This window comes from Methylobacter sp. (assembly GCF_036845245.1).
Lineage (GTDB): Bacteria > Pseudomonadota > Gammaproteobacteria > Methylococcales > Methylomonadaceae > Methylobacter_A.
Genome location: NZ_DAIUEH010000004.1, coordinates 38,229 through 58,233, shown reverse-complemented (window position 1 = coordinate 58,233; position 20,005 = coordinate 38,229). Strand labels below are relative to the sequence as shown.

The window sequence follows — 20,005 nt, the reverse complement described above, 5'->3', positions numbered from 1 at the left end:
GGTGCTGATGGATATTACTGTGACCTCCTGGTCGGAATCGGCGGCTTTCCCATTACTCACTGCCCTGACGCTGGTGCCTCTGGCGGCGATGATCGCTATTATTTTTTCCCGGACAGCGAAAATTGCGCTGGGTTTCGGCTTTGCCGGAGCGTCGCTGACGCTATTACTTAGCATCTATCTGCTGACTGTTTTCGATTCCGCCACGCCCGGCATTCATCTGGTTGAACAGGTGCATTTTGCAGGTCTTAGTTACCGTGTCGGCGTTGATGGCACCAATGTTTTATTTATCCCGCTGACCGCTGTCTTAACCTTGCTGGCGTTAATTTATACCTTGATCACCCGGCATGTGACCGACCGGCTGTTTATTGCCTGCCTGCTGGGTTATGAAACCGTATTGATCGGCGCATTTGCCGCGCTGAATGTGATGCAGTTCTGGCTATGGTGCGTGCTGGAACTGATTCCTGTGGCGCTGTTGACGATTCACGCCGGCACCGGGCAAAACCGGCGCTGGGTCGTCGTGCAATTGTTGCAATACTGGGTCAGCGGTTTGCTGATGACGCTGGCCGGATTTTTGTTGCTGGCTTTCGGTTTAATCGATGCCGAACATGCGCTGACTTTCGATTGGCTGACGCTTAAACAGAATAATGCTTATCTGCATGATGAGGTCCTGATTTTTGTTTTGCTGTTTTTCGGCTTTGCGGTTCGCATGCCGTTATTCCCATTTCACGGCTGGTTGCCGGTATTGGCGGAACAAGGCACCGTCGCCAGTGCGGTCATTTATCTGGTGGGTTTGAAACTGGGCATTTATGCGGTTATTCGTTTCATTTTACCGATGGTGCCCGGTGTTGCCGAACAATGGGCCGGATTTGTGGTCACGCTGGGCTTGATCAGCATTTTTTACGGCGCGTTGCTGGCGCTGATGCAGATAAACATTCGCCGCTTATTGGCTTTTGCGGTCATCAGTCAAACAGGAATGCTGGTCATCGGCACATTCTGTTTTAACGAGAACGGCCTGGAAGGCAGCCTGTTGCTGTCAGTGGCATATGGTCTGGCGATGGCGGGCATGTTGTTCAGCGTCGGCCTGATTTATGAGCGCTGTAGAACCGCGTATCTGCCGCGTCTGGGCGGATTGTTCGATACCAACGGCACTCTGGCGTTGTTGTTTTTGATTTCTGCGCTGAGCACCATGGTCATGCCTGGTACGCCCGGATTCGATGCGGCGCATTTACTGGTTGAAGGGATTATTGAGGAAGACGGCTGGTTGCTTGCAATTGCAATTTTGGTTGGCAACGTTATGTCTGCGGGATTCCTGTTATGGGCATTCCAGCGAGTTTTCATGGCAAATCCCAAGCGTGCCAGACAGCCTTATAATTGCGCGCACCATCCGGTTTGGAAAGAACGCTTCATTACTGTGATGATTTGCCTGTTGCTGATCGGTACCGGTTTTTATACGACGCCGTGGCTGAATTTTATAGACCAGGATGCGGCCGCTATCGGCAAGCAATTTCCTATGCATGGCGCACAATCGCCTGTCGACGATAAAGAAGTTCAAGCTCCTCGCATACCTGCTGTAGGCGATACGAGTACTAAGGACGGCCAACATGAGTAATGCAAGTTTTCCCGTTTTAAGCCTGATTATTTGTCTGCCTTTATTAGGCGCATTTACTGTAGCCGTTACTCGTAACATCCGGCTGGCCAAGAACATTGCGCTGTTATTTGCCGGGCTGGAATTAATCGCAACAGGGGGAGTGGTGCGGTTGTTTAATGCCGATATCGGCAAGAGCTTTCAACTGGTCGAACGCTACGTCTGGATACCGAACCTGAATATCGAATACCTGATCGGCATCGACGGTATTTCAGCATTGTTTTTGCCGATGTCCGCGTTGTTGACGTTAATGGCGATCATCGCTTCATGGAATTCGGTGCAATATCTGACCCGTTTCCATTTTGCGCTATTACTGGCATTGGAAGGCATCACCATCGGCGTATTTTTGGCGTTGGATATGGCGCTGTTCTTTTTGTTCTGGGAACTGACCCTGCCGCCTATTTTCTTCTTGATCGGCTTATGGGGTATCGGTTCGGAACGGCGTAGCGCGGCAATGAAATACACCTTGTTTATGCTGTTTGGCGGCGTGCCGTTACTGTTTGCGATCATCATCTTGGCAGTCAATCACGCCACCGTAACGGGCGGCAGTATTCCGCAAGACCTGGCTTTCAGCCTGCCGGTATTATTGGAAACGCCATTGCCCGATAACCTGCAAACGTTGGTATTCTTGTTATTACTGCTCGGTTTTGCGGTTAAAGCGCCATTGGTGCCGTTTCATACCTGGTTGCCCACTGTCGCAATGGAAGGTCCGACGCAGTTAACCGCACTATTGACCGGCTTGAAACTCGGCGCTTTCGGCATCATCCGTTTTGCGATGCCGATGGTGCCTTCCGCTTCTGTCCAGTACAGCTGGGTGTTGGGCATATTCGGCGCGATAACGTTGGTGTACAGCGCATTGATTGCGTTACAACAAACCAACTTGCGCCGTTTATTGGCCTATGCCAGCGTCAGCCATGTCGGCCTGGTCATCGTCGGTATTGCATCCTTGAATATGCAGGGCATACAGGGAGCAATTTTTCAATTGCTGAACTTCACAATGGTTGCCGGTTCCCTAATGTTGGTGGCCGGTTTTATCCAGCATCGCTTGGGCAGTACCGAGGCCATCCATCTGGGCGGCTTGGCTAAAGTAATGCCGCGGCTGACCTGTTTTTATTTTTTGTTTGCGCTGGCCAGCATAGGCGTACCCGGAACCAGCGGTTTCCCGGCCGAATTATTGTTAATAGTCAGTACCATGCTGGCGCACCCCGGCATCAGCATCGCAGCCTTGGTTGGGGTAGTGCTCAGCGCGGCTTATATGCTGTCGTTTACCCGCCGCGCTTTCTTCGGTCCCGTCACCCAGGATAGCGTCAGGCAGGTGCAGGATTTGCGCCCGCGTGAATTAATGCTGCTTTGCATATCGGCATTGTTGATATTGGGTTTTGGCTTTTTTCCGAATAATGTACTGAAAATCAATCGGGCAACGGCAGAGGTTTGGTTAAGCCGGTTAACGGATCAGCCGGTAGTGGCTAACGGGGTTGAGCAGGATTAAATCTACTTATACTTGTGTAAAGCTTGGAAATGGCGGGTGCGAAAAGCATGCTTGCATAACTGCTTGGTTTACCAAAACAAATTTATATCGTAATGACGGAAGACAGTATCGGCACTGGCTAGATTTAGATTTTCCAATTTAGACTGAATTAACAGCAGTCTATCGAAAGGTCTTTATGGTGGGCAGGTAAATCAGTCAATGCAAAAATATGATGCGTTTCAATAGGTAATATTTGCAAACCATTATTAACGCGTTGCTCTTCAATTAAAGTGCTGAGCGGTAACGCAAGATCGAGTTTCCCTAATTGATGCTTAATTTGCATTTCCCAAATGCTAACGATGCTTAAAAATATATCGTTGTTTATGTCGTAATACGCCGCTAATACTTTTTCAGGGATTTTTCTGGCGCATTTCTAAGCTATAAAAAAGCATGAGTATCCAGCAAGATATTCATTTTTCACCTAGCCAAAAGTCATCGGCTAACGGTTCATCAAAATCATCATGAAGCACAATTTTATCTTTATATTCGCCTACGGTTCTTTTTTTAATGAACTGTTTTTGTTGTTGTTTGCGTAAAAAAGCAACAGAATCGGAGACTTGCTTTTGCAATTCCGGCGGTAAGATTTCAATTTCCTGTAATAGTTCTTGGCTGCGCATTAGCATTCTCCCGTTTATTTATTAATATAACCCATTGCGGTCTTTAATAGCCTATTTCAATTATTCTACATCGCCAAAGGCCCAGCTATCCTCTCAAATCTCCATTAAAAACAGCTTGCATTCAAAATTTCTGCGTACTAAAGTTCGCTTTGATATAAATCAAAGGGAATAAACCAGTGACCGGCGCAACAATGCCAAAGCGGGTTATCGTATATGCCAAGGAAAGCGGAAAGGAGCCTTTTACCGAGTGGCTTTATAGCTTGCGGGATGCCATTGTTCGAAAACGCGTCCTTGCTCGCGTTTCCCGTTTGCAACAAGGCAACTATGGAGATTGTGAGCCGGCCGGCGAAGGGGTTAGCGAATTGCGATTATTTTTCGGTTCCAGCTACAGAGTTTATTTCGGAGAACAGGATAACCAAATTGTCGTCCTGCTCTGCGGTGGCGACAAGGGAAGCCAAAGCAAAGACATTAATCAAGCCAAAATCTATTGGCAGGAGTATCTAAACCATGAGCACTTATAGAACGATTGGCGAAGTTGAAGAACAATACCTTCGCGACCATCCGGAGGAAGTGGACGATTATATTACCGTCCTCTTCGACGAATATGCTGAAAGCGGGGATACCGCTGCCTTGTTGTCCTCCCTGCGTGTGGTCAGTCGAGTAAAAGGGGTAAGCCGAGTTGCGGAAGTTTCCGGCTTAAGCCGCAAGGGTGTGCAAAAAGCCCTTTCAGAAAACGGCAATCCTCAATTTAGCAGCGTCAACGCCATTATGCATGCGATGGGCTACCGGCTGACTCCGCAAAAACTTCCTGCGGAGAATCATACTTCTTAATCTTTAAGGAACGTGTTGAATTTGTTCGTGCTGTTGAAGTTCGGTAGAAGGGGCGCGATGCGCCCTTTCACAGTCTGCTGAAATCATGCCACCTCACGCGCCGCCTCTTCAATAACGCTATCAGGTACACCAAGCTTTTTTAGTGCCGCAATCAACTTGGCTTCCTTGCTCAAGGCAAACTGCGCCTCGTCGCGGCGCAAACCCTCGCTGATGTATGACTTTAATAATGGCTGATAGCCGGAAAAGCCTTTGCAAGGTGCAATAACTTTCATGGATTCCACCACATCGACCGGAATGCGTAAAGTAATCGAAGTCATGGGGCGGTCTTTAGTTAAGCGTTTTTTAACTGTGTCAGAAATCATAAGCATTGCGCTCCGTTAGCGTGGTCTTGCGGGCCGAAATTATCCGGATAAACTCACCTTCAACCTCAATATGCACAACAAACAGCAAGCGGCCTTTTTCATCGTAGCCGATAACCGCACAAGCGATTCATGATTACGGACTGCATCAACCAGTTTTAAAAATGGGCCAAAGAAAGCTTCGGCAGCTTGGTCGAAAGTAATTCCAGCATATTTGATTGCATTCGCCGCGGCTTTGCGGGCATTCCAAACAAAGCTGACGCCGTTTTTCTCGTAGTGAACATCCATGTAAACAAGATTAATATAATGTATTGCCTTTGTAAATACAAATGGCGGATAGCTTGTTTGGTTTATCGAATTATGGAGATGGTGAAATCAACCAAATCCAGGCAATAGCTCTTCGTCAGCTGATTCTTTGGTGTTCCGTGATGGCAAGTTTGGAGTTCATCGCGCTATTGAAGTTTGAAAATGCCAAGCATAAAAAGCATGCCTGACCTACAGGACTACTTGGCTATCTCACTAATAGATAATGAATAACGCACATCCAATTTATTTGGGATTTTAATAGAATATATATTATTGCGACCCATAAAGGAATCCAAGATAACCGGCGATACAACTTTAGATCTTTCTTCAAAGTTAAATTTGTTTTTTCTAGCGACTCAATTACTTCTTTTAGTTCTTGCTTTATGCCGGAAAACTCTTCATTTCTTTCTTTGTAGTATTCTGAAAATGCCAAGTCACAACTTGACTTTATATTTAACAAATTCGTTTCTTGGGCTTTAATAGCTAACAACATTAAATAGGTAGTTAACCCGCTCCCGATGAAATAAAACCAGTTTGCAATCGATGAGTCTTGTTTTTCAAGCATCACAACTCCAGCAATAACAATCGGTAAGCTAAATAATTTGGCGCTTAAGCTGGCGACAACATCTGTCATTTTTTGAGAAAATGAGGCTTGTTTTTCTGCAATTTCTGTTTTTAGCTTTTGAAATGAGAATCCATTGATATAGTTTTCCCAAGATTTTCTGAAATTCTCTAGTACATCGTCCCAATGATGTACTAAATAATTAAAAGAATCTTTGTCAGTGGGGGATTTTTTGATAATTTCAGCAAGCGCTATACGAAATGTAGCGATACGCTCTAAAGCATGTAAGCGATTATTTGCTTGCTCATTGATGATGCTATCAATAATGCTAATATCGGGATTGAATCCCAGCATTTCAGTTGATAATCGTGTCTCCAATACTACAGGATAAAATGTCTTATCTTCGTTACTTGGAACAACAAACACTAGACGAAATGGGCCAGAAGTTATTTTTTCATCATGATAATGAGCGATTTCTCCTAGTTTATTAATTAAATTACAAATGGCTAAAACATTAGTTAATTCGACAGTGCTATCTGTATCGCCAACAAGTAAATCTTCTTTAATGAGATAGGTGTTTGATGTTAATGAACCACGTGATAATGATTCGGCTGTAGCAACCCATTGTTCGAGACTGTCATAGAATTTTCCATTCTCAGTTTGAGGTAAGCTAACAGTGATTGTTATAAGGGCATTAATGGTTATTTGTGGGAAGTCTTCATTTGATTCAGTTTCGTATACGTCTTTATCAATATCTATCCTCAAATCGAACTTTTTGCACTGCCATAATTCTTCAAGTAATGATTTAATTTTTTGTGAGCATCGTAATTCACCACTAAACTTTGAACCTGTAAATGTTGGTCGGTTCAGCAGGCGGTAAAGTGCTACTAGTTGTTTAAATTCATTATTAAGGGACATCGGAACGAGTCTCTAATACTTCGGTAATTTGTTTGATAAGATCATCTGAGCAGCGGATTGTTAATTTTCCTGTGTTTTTATCATAGAACAAATCACTGCTATCCTTTGTACCTACCGCATTCTTTTTGAAATTAATCTCCCAGTTATCAGTTTTAGAACGTATCCGAGTGTATTTTGATAAACCACTTTTACTGACATTAAATTCAGCTGGTATTTGCCAATCTTCGCTACTGGCAAACTCGATAAAATCATTTAGTAAAATATGATTATCCGCTGGAACAACCTTTCTGATTGAATGCTCAATCCCTGCCAATGTCGCGGTTTTTTCGCTGTCCAAACAGCTCTGAAAATATTCAACTAGCGAATCATTAACTTTTGCACTAAGTTGTTTTAACTCATCTTTACTTTTACAGTATGTTTTTGCACATTTAAATGCGTTATTAGTTGCAATAGTCGGTGATACCCCGTTTACACAATCCATTCCTCTAATAAAATAACCAGACACTTCATGATTAGAGCGGGGACTAACAAAACTCAGGTAATTTAAGGTTACGTCATCTTCAGAAATTAATGCTGAAATGGGTTGTTTTGATTTTTGAAATCGATCCAAGTTAATTCGCGCAGCTTGATGAATCTTTGAAAGATCAATTTCGATAATATCTTCTAATTTAAGTTGTTCATTAATCCGTATGGCTCCTTTATTCTTAATCATAGTGATTAATAAAAACTCTTGACCACTAGAATTAGAATAATCTGCAAATACTAAATATCCACCAGTTGCCGATTGCTGTCCCTTCGATTCACGAGCAATTTCATCAGCCCCTTGTTTGCTGAATCCAAAAAATGTAGATTCTATTTTATTATCAACAAACGAATCGGTATATTGAGCAAACTGATTGGTTGAGTCTTTTCTTGAAAATGTACCGTAAACAGCAGTATTTTCTTTTGTGCCATAAAGCTTGTCGAGTTCGCTTATTAATTTCACCACTATTTCGTCTGTGGCGGGCAAAAGAGTTGATGCAGGATTGACGGATGCTACAGTAGTGCCAGCAGTTTTAATAAGCTCATGAATTACGGCGTAATGTACTGTTATCATTTACATTCCTTTAAAGAATTGAGCATTAATAAGAAATATTTACTGGCTAGTCTTGCATAATACATGATGGGGCAAGTGTGGGTTTGATTAATTTTGATGACAAAATGAAGCGCGTAGTATGGGTAGAACGCCGTGAAATCCATCGTAATGGCATTGAATTATGATGGGTTTCGTTATCACTCTACCCATCCACCGTGCTTAAGCTTTTCTAACCGCTAAGCAGGTATTACGAATCATCAACCTGATCGGCCAACTCGGCCAATTTCTTAACCAACTCCGATAATTGCTGCTGACTCTCCGCACGTACCGTCGCATGAGCCACTTTGCGCCCTTTGCGCGGCGCTTTATCGTAAAGATGCAAATGCGCATGGGGAATTGCCAATAGTTCTTCAGTCTTCGGCAGTCCGCCGATGAAATTCACCATGGCCGCATTGCCTACCGGCGCTGTTGAGCCTAACGGCAGATCCAGAATCGCCCGCAGGTGATTTTCAAACTGGCTGGTTTCCGCGCCTTCAATCGTCCAATGGCCGGAGTTATGTACCCGTGGCGCGAACTCGTTGGCAACCAGCTTGCCGTCTACGTCAAATAACTCCAAAGCCAATACGCCGACATAATCCAGCGCTTCCAGCAAGCGGGACACATAAGTTTCGGCCTGTTGTTGCATCGGGTCGCCGGCGCGGCATTCGGAAATGCGCAGGATGCCGCCGCGATGCAGGTTTTCCGAGAGCGGGTAGAAAGCAACCTCGCCTGAAACGCTACGTACCGCGATGATCGATACTTCGCGGCTAAACGGCACGAAAGCTTCGACAACAGCCGGTACGCCTTGTAATAGTTCCCAAGCCTGCGTTAAATCATCGGCCGATTTGAGCAGCGACTGGCCTTTGCCGTCGTAGCCTTGGGTGCGGCTTTTTAAAATGGCCGGATAGCCGATGCTGGTCATGGCTTGTTGCAGGCTTTCAAGGCTGTCTACCGCTGCATAATTCGGCGTAGGGATATCGATGTCATGGAAAAAAGTTTTTTCGACTAATCGATCTTGGGCAACGGCTAAAGCTTTCGGAGAGGGATACACTTGGGTGTGGGAAGCGAGAAACCCGGCGACTTCAGACGGTACATTCTCAAATTCGTAAGTGACCACATCGGCGCGTTCCGCTAATTGGGCCAGTAATTGAGGGTCGTTGTAGTCGCCGATCAAGGGTTCGCCCAGCTTGTTGGCGCAGGCATCGGCGGATGGATCGAGAAAAATAAAATCCAACCCTAATGGCGTGCCCGCCAGCGCTATCATTCTGGCAAGCTGACCTGCGCCCAATACACCAACTTTCATAAATCGTCCTCTGCTCGTGGATCTGCGTGTGCAAGTACCGATTCGGTTTGCTCGCGTCTGAAATCGTTTAATGCGCCCTTATATTGGGCATGTTTGTTACTGATAATGGCCGCCGCCAACAAGGCTGCGTTGATCGCGCCCGCTTTGCCTATCGCCAAGGTACCGACCGGAATACCGGCGGGCATTTGTACGATGGATAACAGCGAATCCATGCCGTTCAGGGCTTTGGACTGTACCGGTACGCCCAACACAGGCACGGCGGTTTTTGCCGCAGTCATGCCGGGTAAATGCGCTGCTCCGCCCGCTCCGGCGATAATGACTTCCAGGCCTTTGGCTTCGGCTGTTTCGGCATAATCGAACAGTTTATCCGGGGTACGGTGCGCCGAAACGACTTCAACCTCATGCGGAATGCCGAGCCGTTCCAGCGTTTCCGCTGCAAAGCGCATGGTTTCCCAGTCAGAGGTCGAGCCCATGATGATGCCAACCAGTGCGGTCATGTGTAACTCCTTATTAAGCAGGTAATCATAAATTTCCAATAGCCATGTCGGCCTGAATAAGTCTGTTTGAGCGGGAGCGAAAACAGGCGTTTCCGGCGTATCGCAGAGCAAGCCGGAAACGCCTCCCTTGCGCTATGCTTGAGAAGGCCTAATGCCTTTACCGGGATAGCGGACGACAAAACGGCGTAGTATCTCATAAAAGCCGATAAATTCTAGTTCTCGTCAATGTCACTATCGAGTCCGGCCTGTTCGGTGATACTTTTGGAGAAGGTCTTTTTGACTTTAACGCCCAGCTCGACAAAGCTGCCGGCTTGACGGATCAGGTTGCCGTTGCCTTGGGTTAATTTATTCATCACGCCGTCATATGTGCTGTTGACGGTGCTTAACTGCTTGCCCAGCTTATCCAGATCGTCGACAAAGCCGCGGATTTTGTCGTAAACGATCCCTGCCTTATCGGCGATGGCGCGGGCATTCTCATTTTGGCGTTCATAGCGCCAGATGTTTTCAATGGTGCGTAGCGTCGCCAGCAAAGTAGTCGGGGTGACCACGATGATTTTATGCTCGAAGGCATCGGTAAATAAGCGTTCGTCGGCTTGAAAAGCGGCGATGAAGGCCGATTCAATCGGCATGAATAACAGTACAAAATCCAGCGACCTGAGGCCTTTCAAGCCGGAATAATCCTTGCTGCTCAAGCCTTTGATGTGGTCCCGCACCGCATCGGTATGCTGTTTTAATGCAGTGATCCGTTCCAGGTCATCTTCGGTCGAACAATAACGCTCATAAGCCAGCAAGGACACTTTGGAGTCGATCACCACATCTTTGTCCTCAGGCAGCCGGACGATTACATCCGGCTTGAACAGCCTGTTTTGTTCATCCCGGAACGCACCTTGCGTTTCGTATTCGATGCCTTTACGCAACCCCGATTTTTCCAGCACTTTTTCAAGTATCATTTCGCCCCAGTTGCCCTGGGCTTTTTTGTCGCCTTTCAAGGCGCGGGTCAGGTTAAGGGCTTCCTGGTTCATTTGCGCGGTATCGCGCCGCAATGAGACGATTTCTTCGCGCAGCGAAATGCGATCTTTGTTCTCGTTGTCGTAAACCGTTTCTATGCGTTGTTTGAACTCGCCGAGCTGTTCCCGTAGCGGCGTGACGATATGATCCAGGCTGGTTTTATGGTGTTCGGTGAACTGCTTGCTGCGGTCGTCGAAAATCTTGCCTGCCAGGTTTTCAAATTGGGTGTTCAGGCGTACTTCCGCATCCAGCAACAATTTTAATTTTTCCGCGGTATTTTTCGCCTGTTCATCCATGCGGGTCTGCAATTCGGCATTATGGGTTTTGGTTTCTATAAACAGTTGCTGCAGCTGTTTAAATTCGGTCTCGCGGCTTTGCAATTGTCTTAGTTTTTCTTCGGCGACAGCAAGATCGGTCGACAGTTGCCGGATCAGGGTTTTATCGTTACCGGATAGCAAGCGCATGATCAATGCGCCGAGCAATAGGCTGATTAACGTCAATACCAGCGGAGGAATGTTATTGATAAAACTCATGTGTACGGGTTTGGATTTGAACTGACGGCTTCAAGAAATAGTCTCAATTGAATCTGATAGGGTCTGGTTTAGGTTATATCAGTTTGAAGTAAACAGGAGGTAACCGGACAATGCAATTCCCAGAGACCCCACCATCAAGGAAAGAATGACTGCGATCTTCCTGGAGTATGCCGGCGGTAAGTCAGTAAGCGTAAGCGTCGCAATGAAGCGGGCATGCTGCACCGCAGCCACGAAAATAGCCAATGAACCCACGACGACAAAAGCAATACCTAGACCTGCTGAGAGCAGCGACGAAGTGCTGTGTTGATAGGGCTGAGTTTGCAGTGACAGTAGGCGAACGAAGAGGCCGAAGCGGGCAACAACAAAACCGATGGCTATGATTGTCAGACCGGTACGCAGCCACGCAAGGAGCGTGCGCTCGGCGGCGAAGAAGACGCGGGGATCGGAGTCTGAGATTGCCATGGTTTATAAGGCTTAACGTGATATATAAGGATTGCTGTCGTATAAAAAATATAATTTTTCGTATATCCCTTATAAATCCATCTAATGAATTGTTTTGATTGAATCGAGTTTAAACCAATAGAACAGAGTGTACAAACAAATACGTTATTACCTTAACGCCTATCAGCTTGTCATCCCTGACTTCCCTGCAACTGCTCCTGCGTCCATGCAATTGTGGATTCCGGCATAAATCTGTCTGGAACGGATTTGCAGTGACCCCGAACGGCGTCAGATAGGATAGACCCGTCAGAGTGCGTAGAGAATCCATGCCGGATGACATTTTGGGCATTCTTAATTATGAAAGCGTTGCTGCCAACGAATATCATCGGTCATGGTCATTTTTGCCCAAGGTTACAAACGCTTGAAGATGGCTTCTGCAATATTCAGGGTTTTATCCAGGATTTCATCGTCGTGCGCAGCCGAAACAAAACCGGCTTCAAAAGCTGATGGCGCCAAATAAACGCCCTGTTCCAGCATGGCATGGAAAAAACGTTTGAACAGGTTTTGATTGCACTGCATGACTTGGGCAAAGCTCGTTATTTGCTGTTCTGAGCTGAAAAACAGTCCGAACATGCCGCCAACGCTGTTCGTGGTCATAGCGATACCGGCTTGAGTGGCATGCGCTTTCAGGCCTGAAGTTAGTTTTTCGGTTTTTTCGGTTAAGGTCTGGTAAAAGCCGGGCCGGGCTATCAATTCCAGTGTTTTTAAGCCGGCAGCCATCGCGACAGGATTGCCGGACAGCGTACCGGCCTGATAAACCGGACCGAGCGGTGCAAGATATTCCATGATTTTACGCGAGCCGCCGAAAGCGCCGACCGGCATGCCGCCGCCGATGATTTTGCCCAGCGTGGTTAAATCGGGCTTAATGTTATAAAGCCCTTGCGCACCGTTTAAGCCCACTCTAAAACCGGTCATCACTTCATCGAAAATCAGCACGCTATTATATTGGTCGCAGACTTGACGCAAGCTTTCCAGAAAACCGGGCACAGGGGGAATGCAATTCATATTGCCGGCAACCGGCTCCACGATGATGCAGGCGATCTGCTCGCCCAGTTCGGCAAACAGCGCTTTGACCGACTCGCTGTCGTTGTAAGTCAAGGTGATGGTATTTTCAGCGACTGAGGCCGGAACGCCCGGCGAGCTGGGAACGCCAAACGTCAACGCGCCGGAACCGGCCTTGACCAGTAACGCATCGGAATGGCCGTGATAGCAGCCTTCGAATTTAACGATTTTATCCCGGCCGGTGTAGCCGCGGGCGAGTCGTATGGCGCTCATGGTCGCCTCTGTGCCGGAACTGACCATTCTGACCATATCAATGGACGGCATCAGCTCGCAAACCCGTTGGGCCATCAGCGTTTCAATTTCGGTCGGTGCGCCAAAACTCAGGCCCTTTTCGGCGGCTTGCTTGACCGCCGCAATGACTTCCGGATGGGCATGACCCAAAATCATCGGCCCCCAGGAACCGACATAATCAATATAACTATTGCCGATGCTGTCGTAGATGTAAGCGCCTTGGGCATGGTCGATAAAAACCGGGGTGCCGCCTACGCCGCTAAAAGAACGGACAGGCGAATTGACGCCGCCGGGAATTACAAGTTTTGCATCGGAAAATAACGCGGTTGCTTCAGTCATGGTTTCTTTATTTGATGATGTGGATGCCAAGCCTGCCGAGGGCCGGCAAGCCGAGGGTTGATTTTAATGGCGTAAAGAATAGGATAACTTAGCCGCGATTGAAAGCATATCGTTTCATATTCAACAATTGTATTGAAAAATAACGGTTTTAAAGCTACGCTCCAATCCTGATATTCGGAGAATATCGGAAAAGGTCGAAACTATTCAAATTATTTTCGATAACGGCCGGAATGCTATTTGCCCCTCGTTTTATAACTGGTTGGCTATCACCCTCAAGTTTAATAGCAGGCAAAAAATAATCGCGTCCTTACTTATAGGGCGTAGGCGAAGATGAAAACTTTGACCGAGAAATGGTGATGCGCTGATCAATCAGGCTCACTCGTTATTAACATAATAATAAAAATCAGAAGAAATTTATGTCAAGTTCATTGTCTCCACAATATCCGAAACGTAACTTTCTTTTTTTGTTAGGCGGTGTCATTGCCGTCATTGCTGTTTCCGAAACGCTGGTCATGTTGGTATTGGAGGTGATTCGGCGACAGGAAATTGTATTATCGCCATTGCAGGATGCTGTTTTTAATATTGCGCTGCTGACTGCGCTTAGTTCATTACTGTTATGGTTTCTGGTGATACGATCTCTGGCCGTGCAAGCTGTCCAGGATCAGGCGGCATCCAATAGGGAACTGCTGGAGGTTCTGGAGAATCATGTCCTGATCAGTATTGCCGATATTCAGGGGCGTATCGTCTACGCTAACGACATGTTTTGCAAAGTGTCCGGTTATACGCAGAATGAACTTGTCGGACAGGATCATCGTATTGTCAACTCCGGCTATCATGACCAGGATTACATTCACAACATGTGGCGCACTATCACCGCCGGCCAGGTATGGCACGGAGAGTTCTGCAATCGCCGTAAGGACGGGCAATTGTACTGGGTGGACAGCACTATCGCGCCTCTACTGGATAAGGCCGGTAAGCCTAAGCAATATATTTCGATACGTCGGGATATTACGGCGCAAAAAGCGAATGAACTAAAGTTGACGGCGCTCAAGCGTGCGCTGGATGCCAGCAGTGAGATGATACTGATCACCAATGCGGAAGGACTCATTCAATACGCCAACCCGGCGCTGTGCCTATTCACCGGCTGGTCGGAGGATGCGCTGATGGGACAAAAACCCTACGTGCTGGACAGTCCTACCACCGACCGTCAAGCCTTGACCGCGATGCAAAGCAGGCTTCATTCCAGTAAAGCCTGGTCGGGGCGGCTGCGGGGCCGCCGTCGAGGCAAGGCCCACTCTTCTCACCTACATTCGGCAGGCGATGTTTCCGTGCTTGAGCGTGAAAATGATAGCCGCGACTCCGGACAAGCCGAGGACGCTCTGGAATATTGGGCCAATATTAATATTACGCCGATTCTGACCGCAAACGGCACGTTGTCCGGTTATGTACAGATTCAGCATGATGTCAGCAAGCTGGTCGAACAGGAGGCGGCTTTGCAAATCGAAAGCGACGATACTGCCGCCCGCCTGACGATTTCCGAGACCCTGCATCAATCTCTGGCACTGGAGCAACGATTTGTTCAGGTTCTGGATATCCTGTTCGGCCTCAAGTCTTTCGATCTGCAACGCAAGGGTTGTGTGTTTCTCCAGGCACAGGATGATGATTATCTGGAGAGGTTCGTCGTACACGGCGAGCTTGACCACATGGAGCAACGCATAGCTTTTGGCGACGGTTTGTGTGGCCAAGTCGCTGTTTCAAGGAAACTGATCGTTATTGATAATTGCTCTCTAGAGGACGTAGGCGCGGGGCGTGAGCTTTGCTGCGAGCATCAGCCCCACGGCCACTACATTGTGCCTATCGCTTCCGGCGAGGACATTCTGGGCGTACTGTTTGTTTTTACTGATACCTACCCCGTGCAAAACGAGTCCCGCATCGCCATGCTCAAGGAAGTCGGCGAAATGATGTCGCTCGCATTGCTCCAGGATCAGGCCAATGCCTCGCTGGAAGCTGCGCGTGACGCCGCCTTGCAGGTCGCACATACCAAGACCGAATTTCTCGCCAATATGAGTCATGAGATTCGGACCCCGATGAACGGCGTATTGGGCATGCTGGATCTGTTGCAGGATACGCAATTGTCTCGTGAACAATGGGACTTGATCGAAATCGCGGCGAATTCGGCAGAATCCCTGTTAACGATCATTAATGATATCCTGGATTTTTCCAAACTGGAGGCGGGTAAAATCGAATTGGAGCTGATCGAGTTTAACCTGCCCGAATTGGTGGAAGAAGTTTGCACATTGCTGTCCAGCCGCGCTCACAGCAAGGGCCTGGAATTAAACTGCTTTCTGCCGGCAAATCTACTGCAACATTGGTATGGCGATCCCACCCGTATCCGTCAAGTGCTGACCAACCTGATCGGCAATGCCGTTAAATTTACCGAGAAAGGTGAAGTTTCGGTAAAAGTAAGCGTGCCTGAGCGGGACGATACCCGATTCTGTTTTGAAGTCATGGATACCGGTATCGGTATCAGCGCTGAGGCCCAAGCACGCCTGTTTCAGGCTTTCTCCCAGGCGGACAGTTCCACCTCCCGGCGATACGGCGGTACGGGATTGGGGCTATCCATCAGCAAAGATCTGGTTGTGCTTATGAACGGCAGCATCGGTGTTGAAAGTTCCCTGGGGCAGGGAGCAAATTTCTGGTTTACGCTGCCATTGTCTCCGGCAGATAACGATGATCCGATCCCGCAGGCTAACTTTATCGGCAAGCGGGCGCTGATAGTCGATGATAACGCGACCAATCGCATGATTCTGAATCATTACTTAAGCAGTTGGGGCTTTACTTTAAGCGAAGTCGACAGCGGACCGGCGGCACTCGTCGAACTCGAAGCCGCCGTGCTGCGAAACGAAGCTTACGATTTACTGCTGTCGGATATGCAAATGCCGGATATGGACGGTTTCGCACTGGCTCGCGCTATCGCCCAAAAACCGGCTATCGCCGGCATTCCTCGCATTCTTTTATCTTCAGGCGGCATCGGCTCGGAATCTGAAAGACTTGAGTCGGGGTTTACACAAAGTCTGTTAAAACCGGTACGGCAATCGCAGCTTTTTGATGCGATTATTGATGCATTACAGCTTTCCAGCCAGAAAACCGCTCAAGTGGATAGAGTAAAAGAGGTGTTGCTCGATTACAGTAACAAACGGGTGTTGGTGGTTGAAGATAACAAAGTTAATCAAAAAGTGATTATGTCCCAGCTCGCCAAGTTCCAGCTTAAGCCGGATTTGGCCAATAACGGGCAGGAGGCGCTGGACCGGTTGGAGCGTCAATCTTACGATTTAGTGTTTATGGACTGCCAAATGCCGGTCATGGACGGTTACGAAGCCACACGCATTTTACGCGAACGGGAAGACGGCAAGTCCCATACGCCAATCACCGCGCTTACTGCTCATGCCTCGGCAGGAGAGCGCGAAAAATGCCTGTCCGCAGGCATGGACGATTATCTTAGCAAGCCTGCCAGTCGCGCCGATCTGGCAGTGGTTTTGGCGTGCTGGCTGGACATGTCTTTCGACTCCGCGCACAGTGAGTTCGCCGATTCCGCTCAGGTTTTTCCGTTTCAAGCGGAATCGGGGAGTTGGGATGAATCCGCCGCACTCAAACGCCTGGATGGCGATAATGATTTGTTGATTGAGATGATAGATTTATTTCTCGAAGAAGCGCCTGTGTCTGTGGCAGAATTGGAAACAGCTCTGTCTCGATCCGATCTTTTGGCGCTGGCCGATGCAGCCCATGCGATTAAAGGTATGGCCGGGCATTTTTGTGCCGAACAAATAATCGGTCTTGCGGTAAACTTGGAACATGCCGCCCGTAAAGCCACAGATGCGGATTTTCAGTTGATGACCCATAGCTTGATCCAGGCCACGAGGGATTTAGTCGAAAATCTGCTAAAAAGAAAAGAACAAAATCAATGAATGCCGAATTTAATCTTAACGAACTGAAAATTGCCGATCGCCTGCCTTCCCCTTCGGGAACGGCATTGGCTATTATGCAACTCGTGCAACAAAGCGATGCCACCGTGCAACAGGTAAGCCAACTGGTTAAAGTCGATCCTGCTCTCAGCGGGCGTATTTTGCGCTTTGCCAATTCGGCGGCTTTCGGAGCCAGACGCCCGATTGCCGATGTTCAAACGGCAGTCATGATGATGGGCATGCAAACGGTACGCAACTTTGCACTGAGCCTTTCCCTGATTAGCAATAGCAGCAAAGGCCATTGTCAGCGCTTTGATTACGAAGCCTACTGGTCGAGATCTTTGGCTATGTCGGTATCGATCGCGGCGATCACTGCCCGGGAAACTACTGTGGTACCTGCGGAATCGTTTACGTTGGGATTGCTGAGCGACATAGGCAGTCTCGCCATGGCAACCGCTTGGGCGGATCTTTATGATGAATGTCTTAATGTGGCAGAGGGTGAGCAGCTTCTTGCCCTGGAGGGTGAGCGTTTCGCTATCGATCATAACGCCTTGAGTTTAATATTGCTGGCTGATTGGGGATTCCCATCGATATTTCTGGATGCCTTGAAACTGAGCTTTAAGAAGAAAGTATCAGGGCTTGACCGGACTGCGCATTTTGCCCGGCAACTGATTTTGGCCAGATTGATTGGAAACTACTGCGTCGCCGATGAGGCCTATCGTGCCGAACTGTTGCCGGATTTAAAACTGGAGGGATACCTCCATGCTCTGGACGAACCGTCCCTGCTCGCGTTTATCGATGAAACCATTGAGCTTTGGCATGAGTGGGGCAAATTAATTGACGTAAAAACAGAGGTGCGCCAACCTTTGCTAAAAACGGTTACCGCCATGGAATCGGTACCGGGTTTGGACCTATTACTGGTCGATGATGATCCGATGATGCTGGCGCGTCTTTCCAAACAGCTTGCGGCGGCGGGTAATCAGGTTGCAGTATGCCGCAACGGCGAGTCTGCGTTGAAATATGTCATTGAGCACGGGCCGCAATTGGTCATTACCGATTGGCGTATGAAGCCCATGGATGGCCTGGCCCTTTGTAAAGCCTTACGCGCATCGACGTTCGGTAAAAATATTTACCTGATTATGCTGACTTCGACGGAAGAAGAGGATGCTCTGGTTGAAGCTTTCGATGCAGGTATCGATGATTATGTAACCAAGCCGATCAGCCTGCGCGTACTGCTGGCGCGTCTACGGGCCGGTCAGCGCATTATTACGCTGCAAAATGAACTGGAAAAAGAGAGCAGGGACATCCAGCGCTATACTGCCGAGCTGGCGGCAGCGAACCGCCGTCTTAAACTGATGGCGAATACGGACATTCTGACCGGCTTACCTAACCGGCGTTATGCGCTGAACCGTCTGGAACAGGAGGCGGCGACTGCGCTACGCGGTAATCAGCCTTTGAGTGTTTTAATGCTGGATTTGGATCATTTCAAATCTGTCAATGACACGTTGGGCCATGATGTCGGCGATCAGGTGCTGATCCATGCGGCCAGCCTGATGCGAACAACTGCGCGCACTAACGATGTTGTCTGCCGGCTGGGTGGCGAAGAGTTTCTGATCATCGCCCCCAATACTGACGGTACCACAGCCTTGTTATTGGCCGAGCGCATTCGCAATTCCCTCGAACGAAACCAGCCCGAGGGACTGGTATTGCGTTACCCGGTTACGGTCAGTATCGGCGTGGCGGGCTCTATGGGCGCCAAGCCCAGTTGGAAAGAATTGATGAAAAGATCGGATGACGCGTTATATCTTGTCAAACAAGGCAATCGCAATGGTGTACAGCTTGCCCCACCATCAGCATAATCACGAGACCATATAATGAATGTATTAGCTGTCTATAGCATCAAGGGGGGCGTTGGCAAAACCTCAAGCGCGGTTAACCTGGCCCACACAGCCGCTCGGACCGGTTACCGTACTTTGGTTTGGGATCTTGATCCGCAAGGAGCCAGTAGTTATTATTTTCGGATCAAGCCCAAGATTAAAGGCGGCAGCAAAGACTTGATCGCCGGAAAACGCGAATTGGACGGCCTGATTAAAGGCACTGATTTTGAAAACCTGGATTTACTTCCGGCCGATTTTTCGTTCAGAAACCTGGATTTGGTTCTGGATGCCAAGAAAAAGCCGACTCAGCAACTGAAAAAACTTCTGAAGCCGTTGGCGGAAGAATACGATTTTATCTTCCTGGATTGCCCGCCCAACATTTCACTGTTATCCGAAGCGGTATTTGAGGCGGCCGATATATTACTGTCGCCGATAATCCCCACCACATTGTCGTTAAGGACATTCGAACAACTGCAAAAGTTTATCGAAGATAATGATTTGAATAAGCTGGTGCTTATCCCGTTTTTCTCGATGGTCGACCGGCGCAAAAAAATGCACCGCGATATTGTGGACGATCTGCTGGCGACGCATCCCGATATTTTAACGACGGCCATTCCATACGCCAGCGATATCGAACGTATGGGGCTGGAGCGTATGCCATTGGGAGGCTATATCAAGAAAAGCCAATCTACGGTTGCTTACAATGCATTGTGGCTGGAAATCCTGGCCCGTATTACCAACAAAAATAAAATATGACAGGCAATAATGGAACACCGCTTAAATTAATACCTTATCCGTATAGCTCTTGGAGT

18 protein-coding genes are annotated in these 20,005 nt (G+C 48.0%); 8 read left to right on the top strand and 10 right to left on the bottom strand.

Annotated features, from left to right (window positions below; translation table 11 throughout):
- The first annotated feature begins 7 nt into the window (after positions 1-7).
- Positions 8-1,609 carry a complex I subunit 4 family protein gene (locus V7051_RS03125; RefSeq protein ID WP_333873432.1) on the top strand — a complete coding sequence of 534 codons (1,602 nt, stop codon included), beginning with the start codon at positions 8-10 and terminating at the stop codon, positions 1,607-1,609.
- The gene (locus tag V7051_RS03120) at positions 1,602-3,134 is read left to right on the top strand and encodes a complex I subunit 4 family protein (RefSeq protein ID WP_333873431.1); all 1,533 of its coding nucleotides are present in this window, start codon (positions 1,602-1,604) and stop codon (positions 3,132-3,134) included. Before V7051_RS03125 ends, V7051_RS03120 begins: the two co-directional genes overlap by 8 nt.
- A 148-nt stretch (positions 3,135-3,282) precedes the next feature.
- Here V7051_RS03120 and V7051_RS03115 read toward each other — a convergent pair whose 3' ends face one another.
- The gene (locus tag V7051_RS03115) at positions 3,283-3,456 is read right to left on the bottom strand and encodes a hypothetical protein (RefSeq protein ID WP_333873430.1); all 174 of its coding nucleotides are present in this window, start codon (positions 3,454-3,456) and stop codon (positions 3,283-3,285) included.
- A gap of 127 nt (positions 3,457-3,583) precedes the next feature.
- Positions 3,584-3,790 carry a DUF2281 domain-containing protein gene (locus V7051_RS03110; protein WP_333873429.1) on the bottom strand — a complete coding sequence of 69 codons (207 nt, stop codon included), beginning with the start codon at positions 3,788-3,790 and terminating at the stop codon, positions 3,584-3,586.
- A gap of 176 nt (positions 3,791-3,966) precedes the next feature.
- Here V7051_RS03110 and V7051_RS03105 point away from each other — a divergent pair, with 176 nt between their 5' ends.
- Together V7051_RS03105 and V7051_RS03100 are read left to right on the top strand one after the other, a co-directional pair.
- Entirely contained in the window at positions 3,967-4,311 is a 345-nt protein-coding gene (locus tag V7051_RS03105) for a type II toxin-antitoxin system RelE/ParE family toxin (protein WP_333873428.1), read from the top strand.
- On the top strand, positions 4,298-4,621 hold the full coding sequence (locus V7051_RS03100; RefSeq protein ID WP_333873427.1) for an addiction module antidote protein: 324 nt from the start codon (positions 4,298-4,300) through the stop codon (positions 4,619-4,621). The genes V7051_RS03105 and V7051_RS03100 overlap by 14 nt, the downstream gene beginning before the upstream one ends.
- 83 nt (positions 4,622-4,704) lie before the next feature.
- Here the strand turns inward: V7051_RS03100 and V7051_RS03095 are convergent, their stop codons facing one another.
- Positions 4,705-4,983: a hypothetical protein gene (locus V7051_RS03095; RefSeq protein ID WP_333873426.1), complete on the bottom strand. Its 279-nt coding sequence runs from the start codon at positions 4,981-4,983 to the stop codon at positions 4,705-4,707.
- A 326-nt stretch (positions 4,984-5,309) separates the two neighbouring features.
- Here V7051_RS03095 and V7051_RS03090 point away from each other — a divergent pair, with 326 nt between their 5' ends.
- Positions 5,310-5,474 carry a hypothetical protein gene (locus V7051_RS03090; RefSeq protein WP_333873425.1) on the top strand — a complete coding sequence of 55 codons (165 nt, stop codon included), beginning with the start codon at positions 5,310-5,312 and terminating at the stop codon, positions 5,472-5,474.
- A 17-nt stretch (positions 5,475-5,491) separates the two neighbouring features.
- Here the strand turns inward: V7051_RS03090 and V7051_RS03085 are convergent, their stop codons facing one another.
- The 7 genes from V7051_RS03085 to hemL all read right to left on the bottom strand — a co-directional run bounded on the left by V7051_RS03085 (position 5,492) and on the right by hemL (position 13,354).
- Positions 5,492-6,766 (bottom strand): hypothetical protein, encoded by a 1,275-nt coding sequence (locus V7051_RS03085; protein WP_333873424.1) that lies wholly within the window; start codon positions 6,764-6,766, stop codon positions 5,492-5,494.
- The gene (locus V7051_RS03080; protein ID WP_333873423.1) at positions 6,756-7,862 is read right to left on the bottom strand and encodes a nucleoid-associated protein; all 1,107 of its coding nucleotides are present in this window, start codon (positions 7,860-7,862) and stop codon (positions 6,756-6,758) included. Before V7051_RS03080 ends, V7051_RS03085 begins: the two co-directional genes overlap by 11 nt.
- A 226-nt stretch (positions 7,863-8,088) precedes the next feature.
- Positions 8,089-9,183: a 5-(carboxyamino)imidazole ribonucleotide synthase gene (locus tag V7051_RS03075; RefSeq protein ID WP_333873422.1), complete on the bottom strand. Its 1,095-nt coding sequence runs from the start codon at positions 9,181-9,183 to the stop codon at positions 8,089-8,091.
- Positions 9,180-9,680: a 5-(carboxyamino)imidazole ribonucleotide mutase gene (gene purE, locus V7051_RS03070; RefSeq protein ID WP_333873421.1), complete on the bottom strand. Its 501-nt coding sequence runs from the start codon at positions 9,678-9,680 to the stop codon at positions 9,180-9,182. Before purE ends, V7051_RS03075 begins: the two co-directional genes overlap by 4 nt.
- A 212-nt stretch (positions 9,681-9,892) precedes the next feature.
- The gene (locus tag V7051_RS03065) at positions 9,893-11,221 is read right to left on the bottom strand and encodes a DNA recombination protein RmuC (protein WP_333873420.1); all 1,329 of its coding nucleotides are present in this window, start codon (positions 11,219-11,221) and stop codon (positions 9,893-9,895) included.
- Between the two features lie 78 nt (positions 11,222-11,299).
- A complete protein-coding gene (locus tag V7051_RS03060) occupies positions 11,300-11,683 on the bottom strand; it encodes a YidH family protein (RefSeq protein ID WP_333873419.1) in 384 nt (127 codons plus the stop codon).
- Positions 11,684-12,073: 390 nt separating this feature from the next.
- Positions 12,074-13,354 (bottom strand): glutamate-1-semialdehyde 2,1-aminomutase, encoded by a 1,281-nt coding sequence (gene hemL / locus V7051_RS03055; RefSeq protein WP_333873418.1) that lies wholly within the window; start codon positions 13,352-13,354, stop codon positions 12,074-12,076.
- Positions 13,355-13,770: 416 nt separating this feature from the next.
- Between hemL and V7051_RS03050 the strand changes: the two genes are divergently transcribed.
- The 3 genes from V7051_RS03050 to V7051_RS03040 are packed head-to-tail and all read left to right on the top strand — an operon-like array spanning position 13,771 to position 19,949.
- On the top strand, positions 13,771-17,319 hold the full coding sequence (locus tag V7051_RS03050) for a response regulator (protein ID WP_333873417.1): 3,549 nt from the start codon (positions 13,771-13,773) through the stop codon (positions 17,317-17,319).
- Positions 17,316-19,175 (top strand): GGDEF domain-containing response regulator, encoded by a 1,860-nt coding sequence (locus V7051_RS03045; RefSeq protein WP_333873416.1) that lies wholly within the window; start codon positions 17,316-17,318, stop codon positions 19,173-19,175. The genes V7051_RS03050 and V7051_RS03045 overlap by 4 nt, the downstream gene beginning before the upstream one ends.
- 15 nt (positions 19,176-19,190) lie before the next feature.
- On the top strand, positions 19,191-19,949 hold the full coding sequence (locus V7051_RS03040) for a ParA family protein (protein ID WP_333873415.1): 759 nt from the start codon (positions 19,191-19,193) through the stop codon (positions 19,947-19,949).
- Positions 19,950-20,005: the final 56 nt, after the last annotated feature.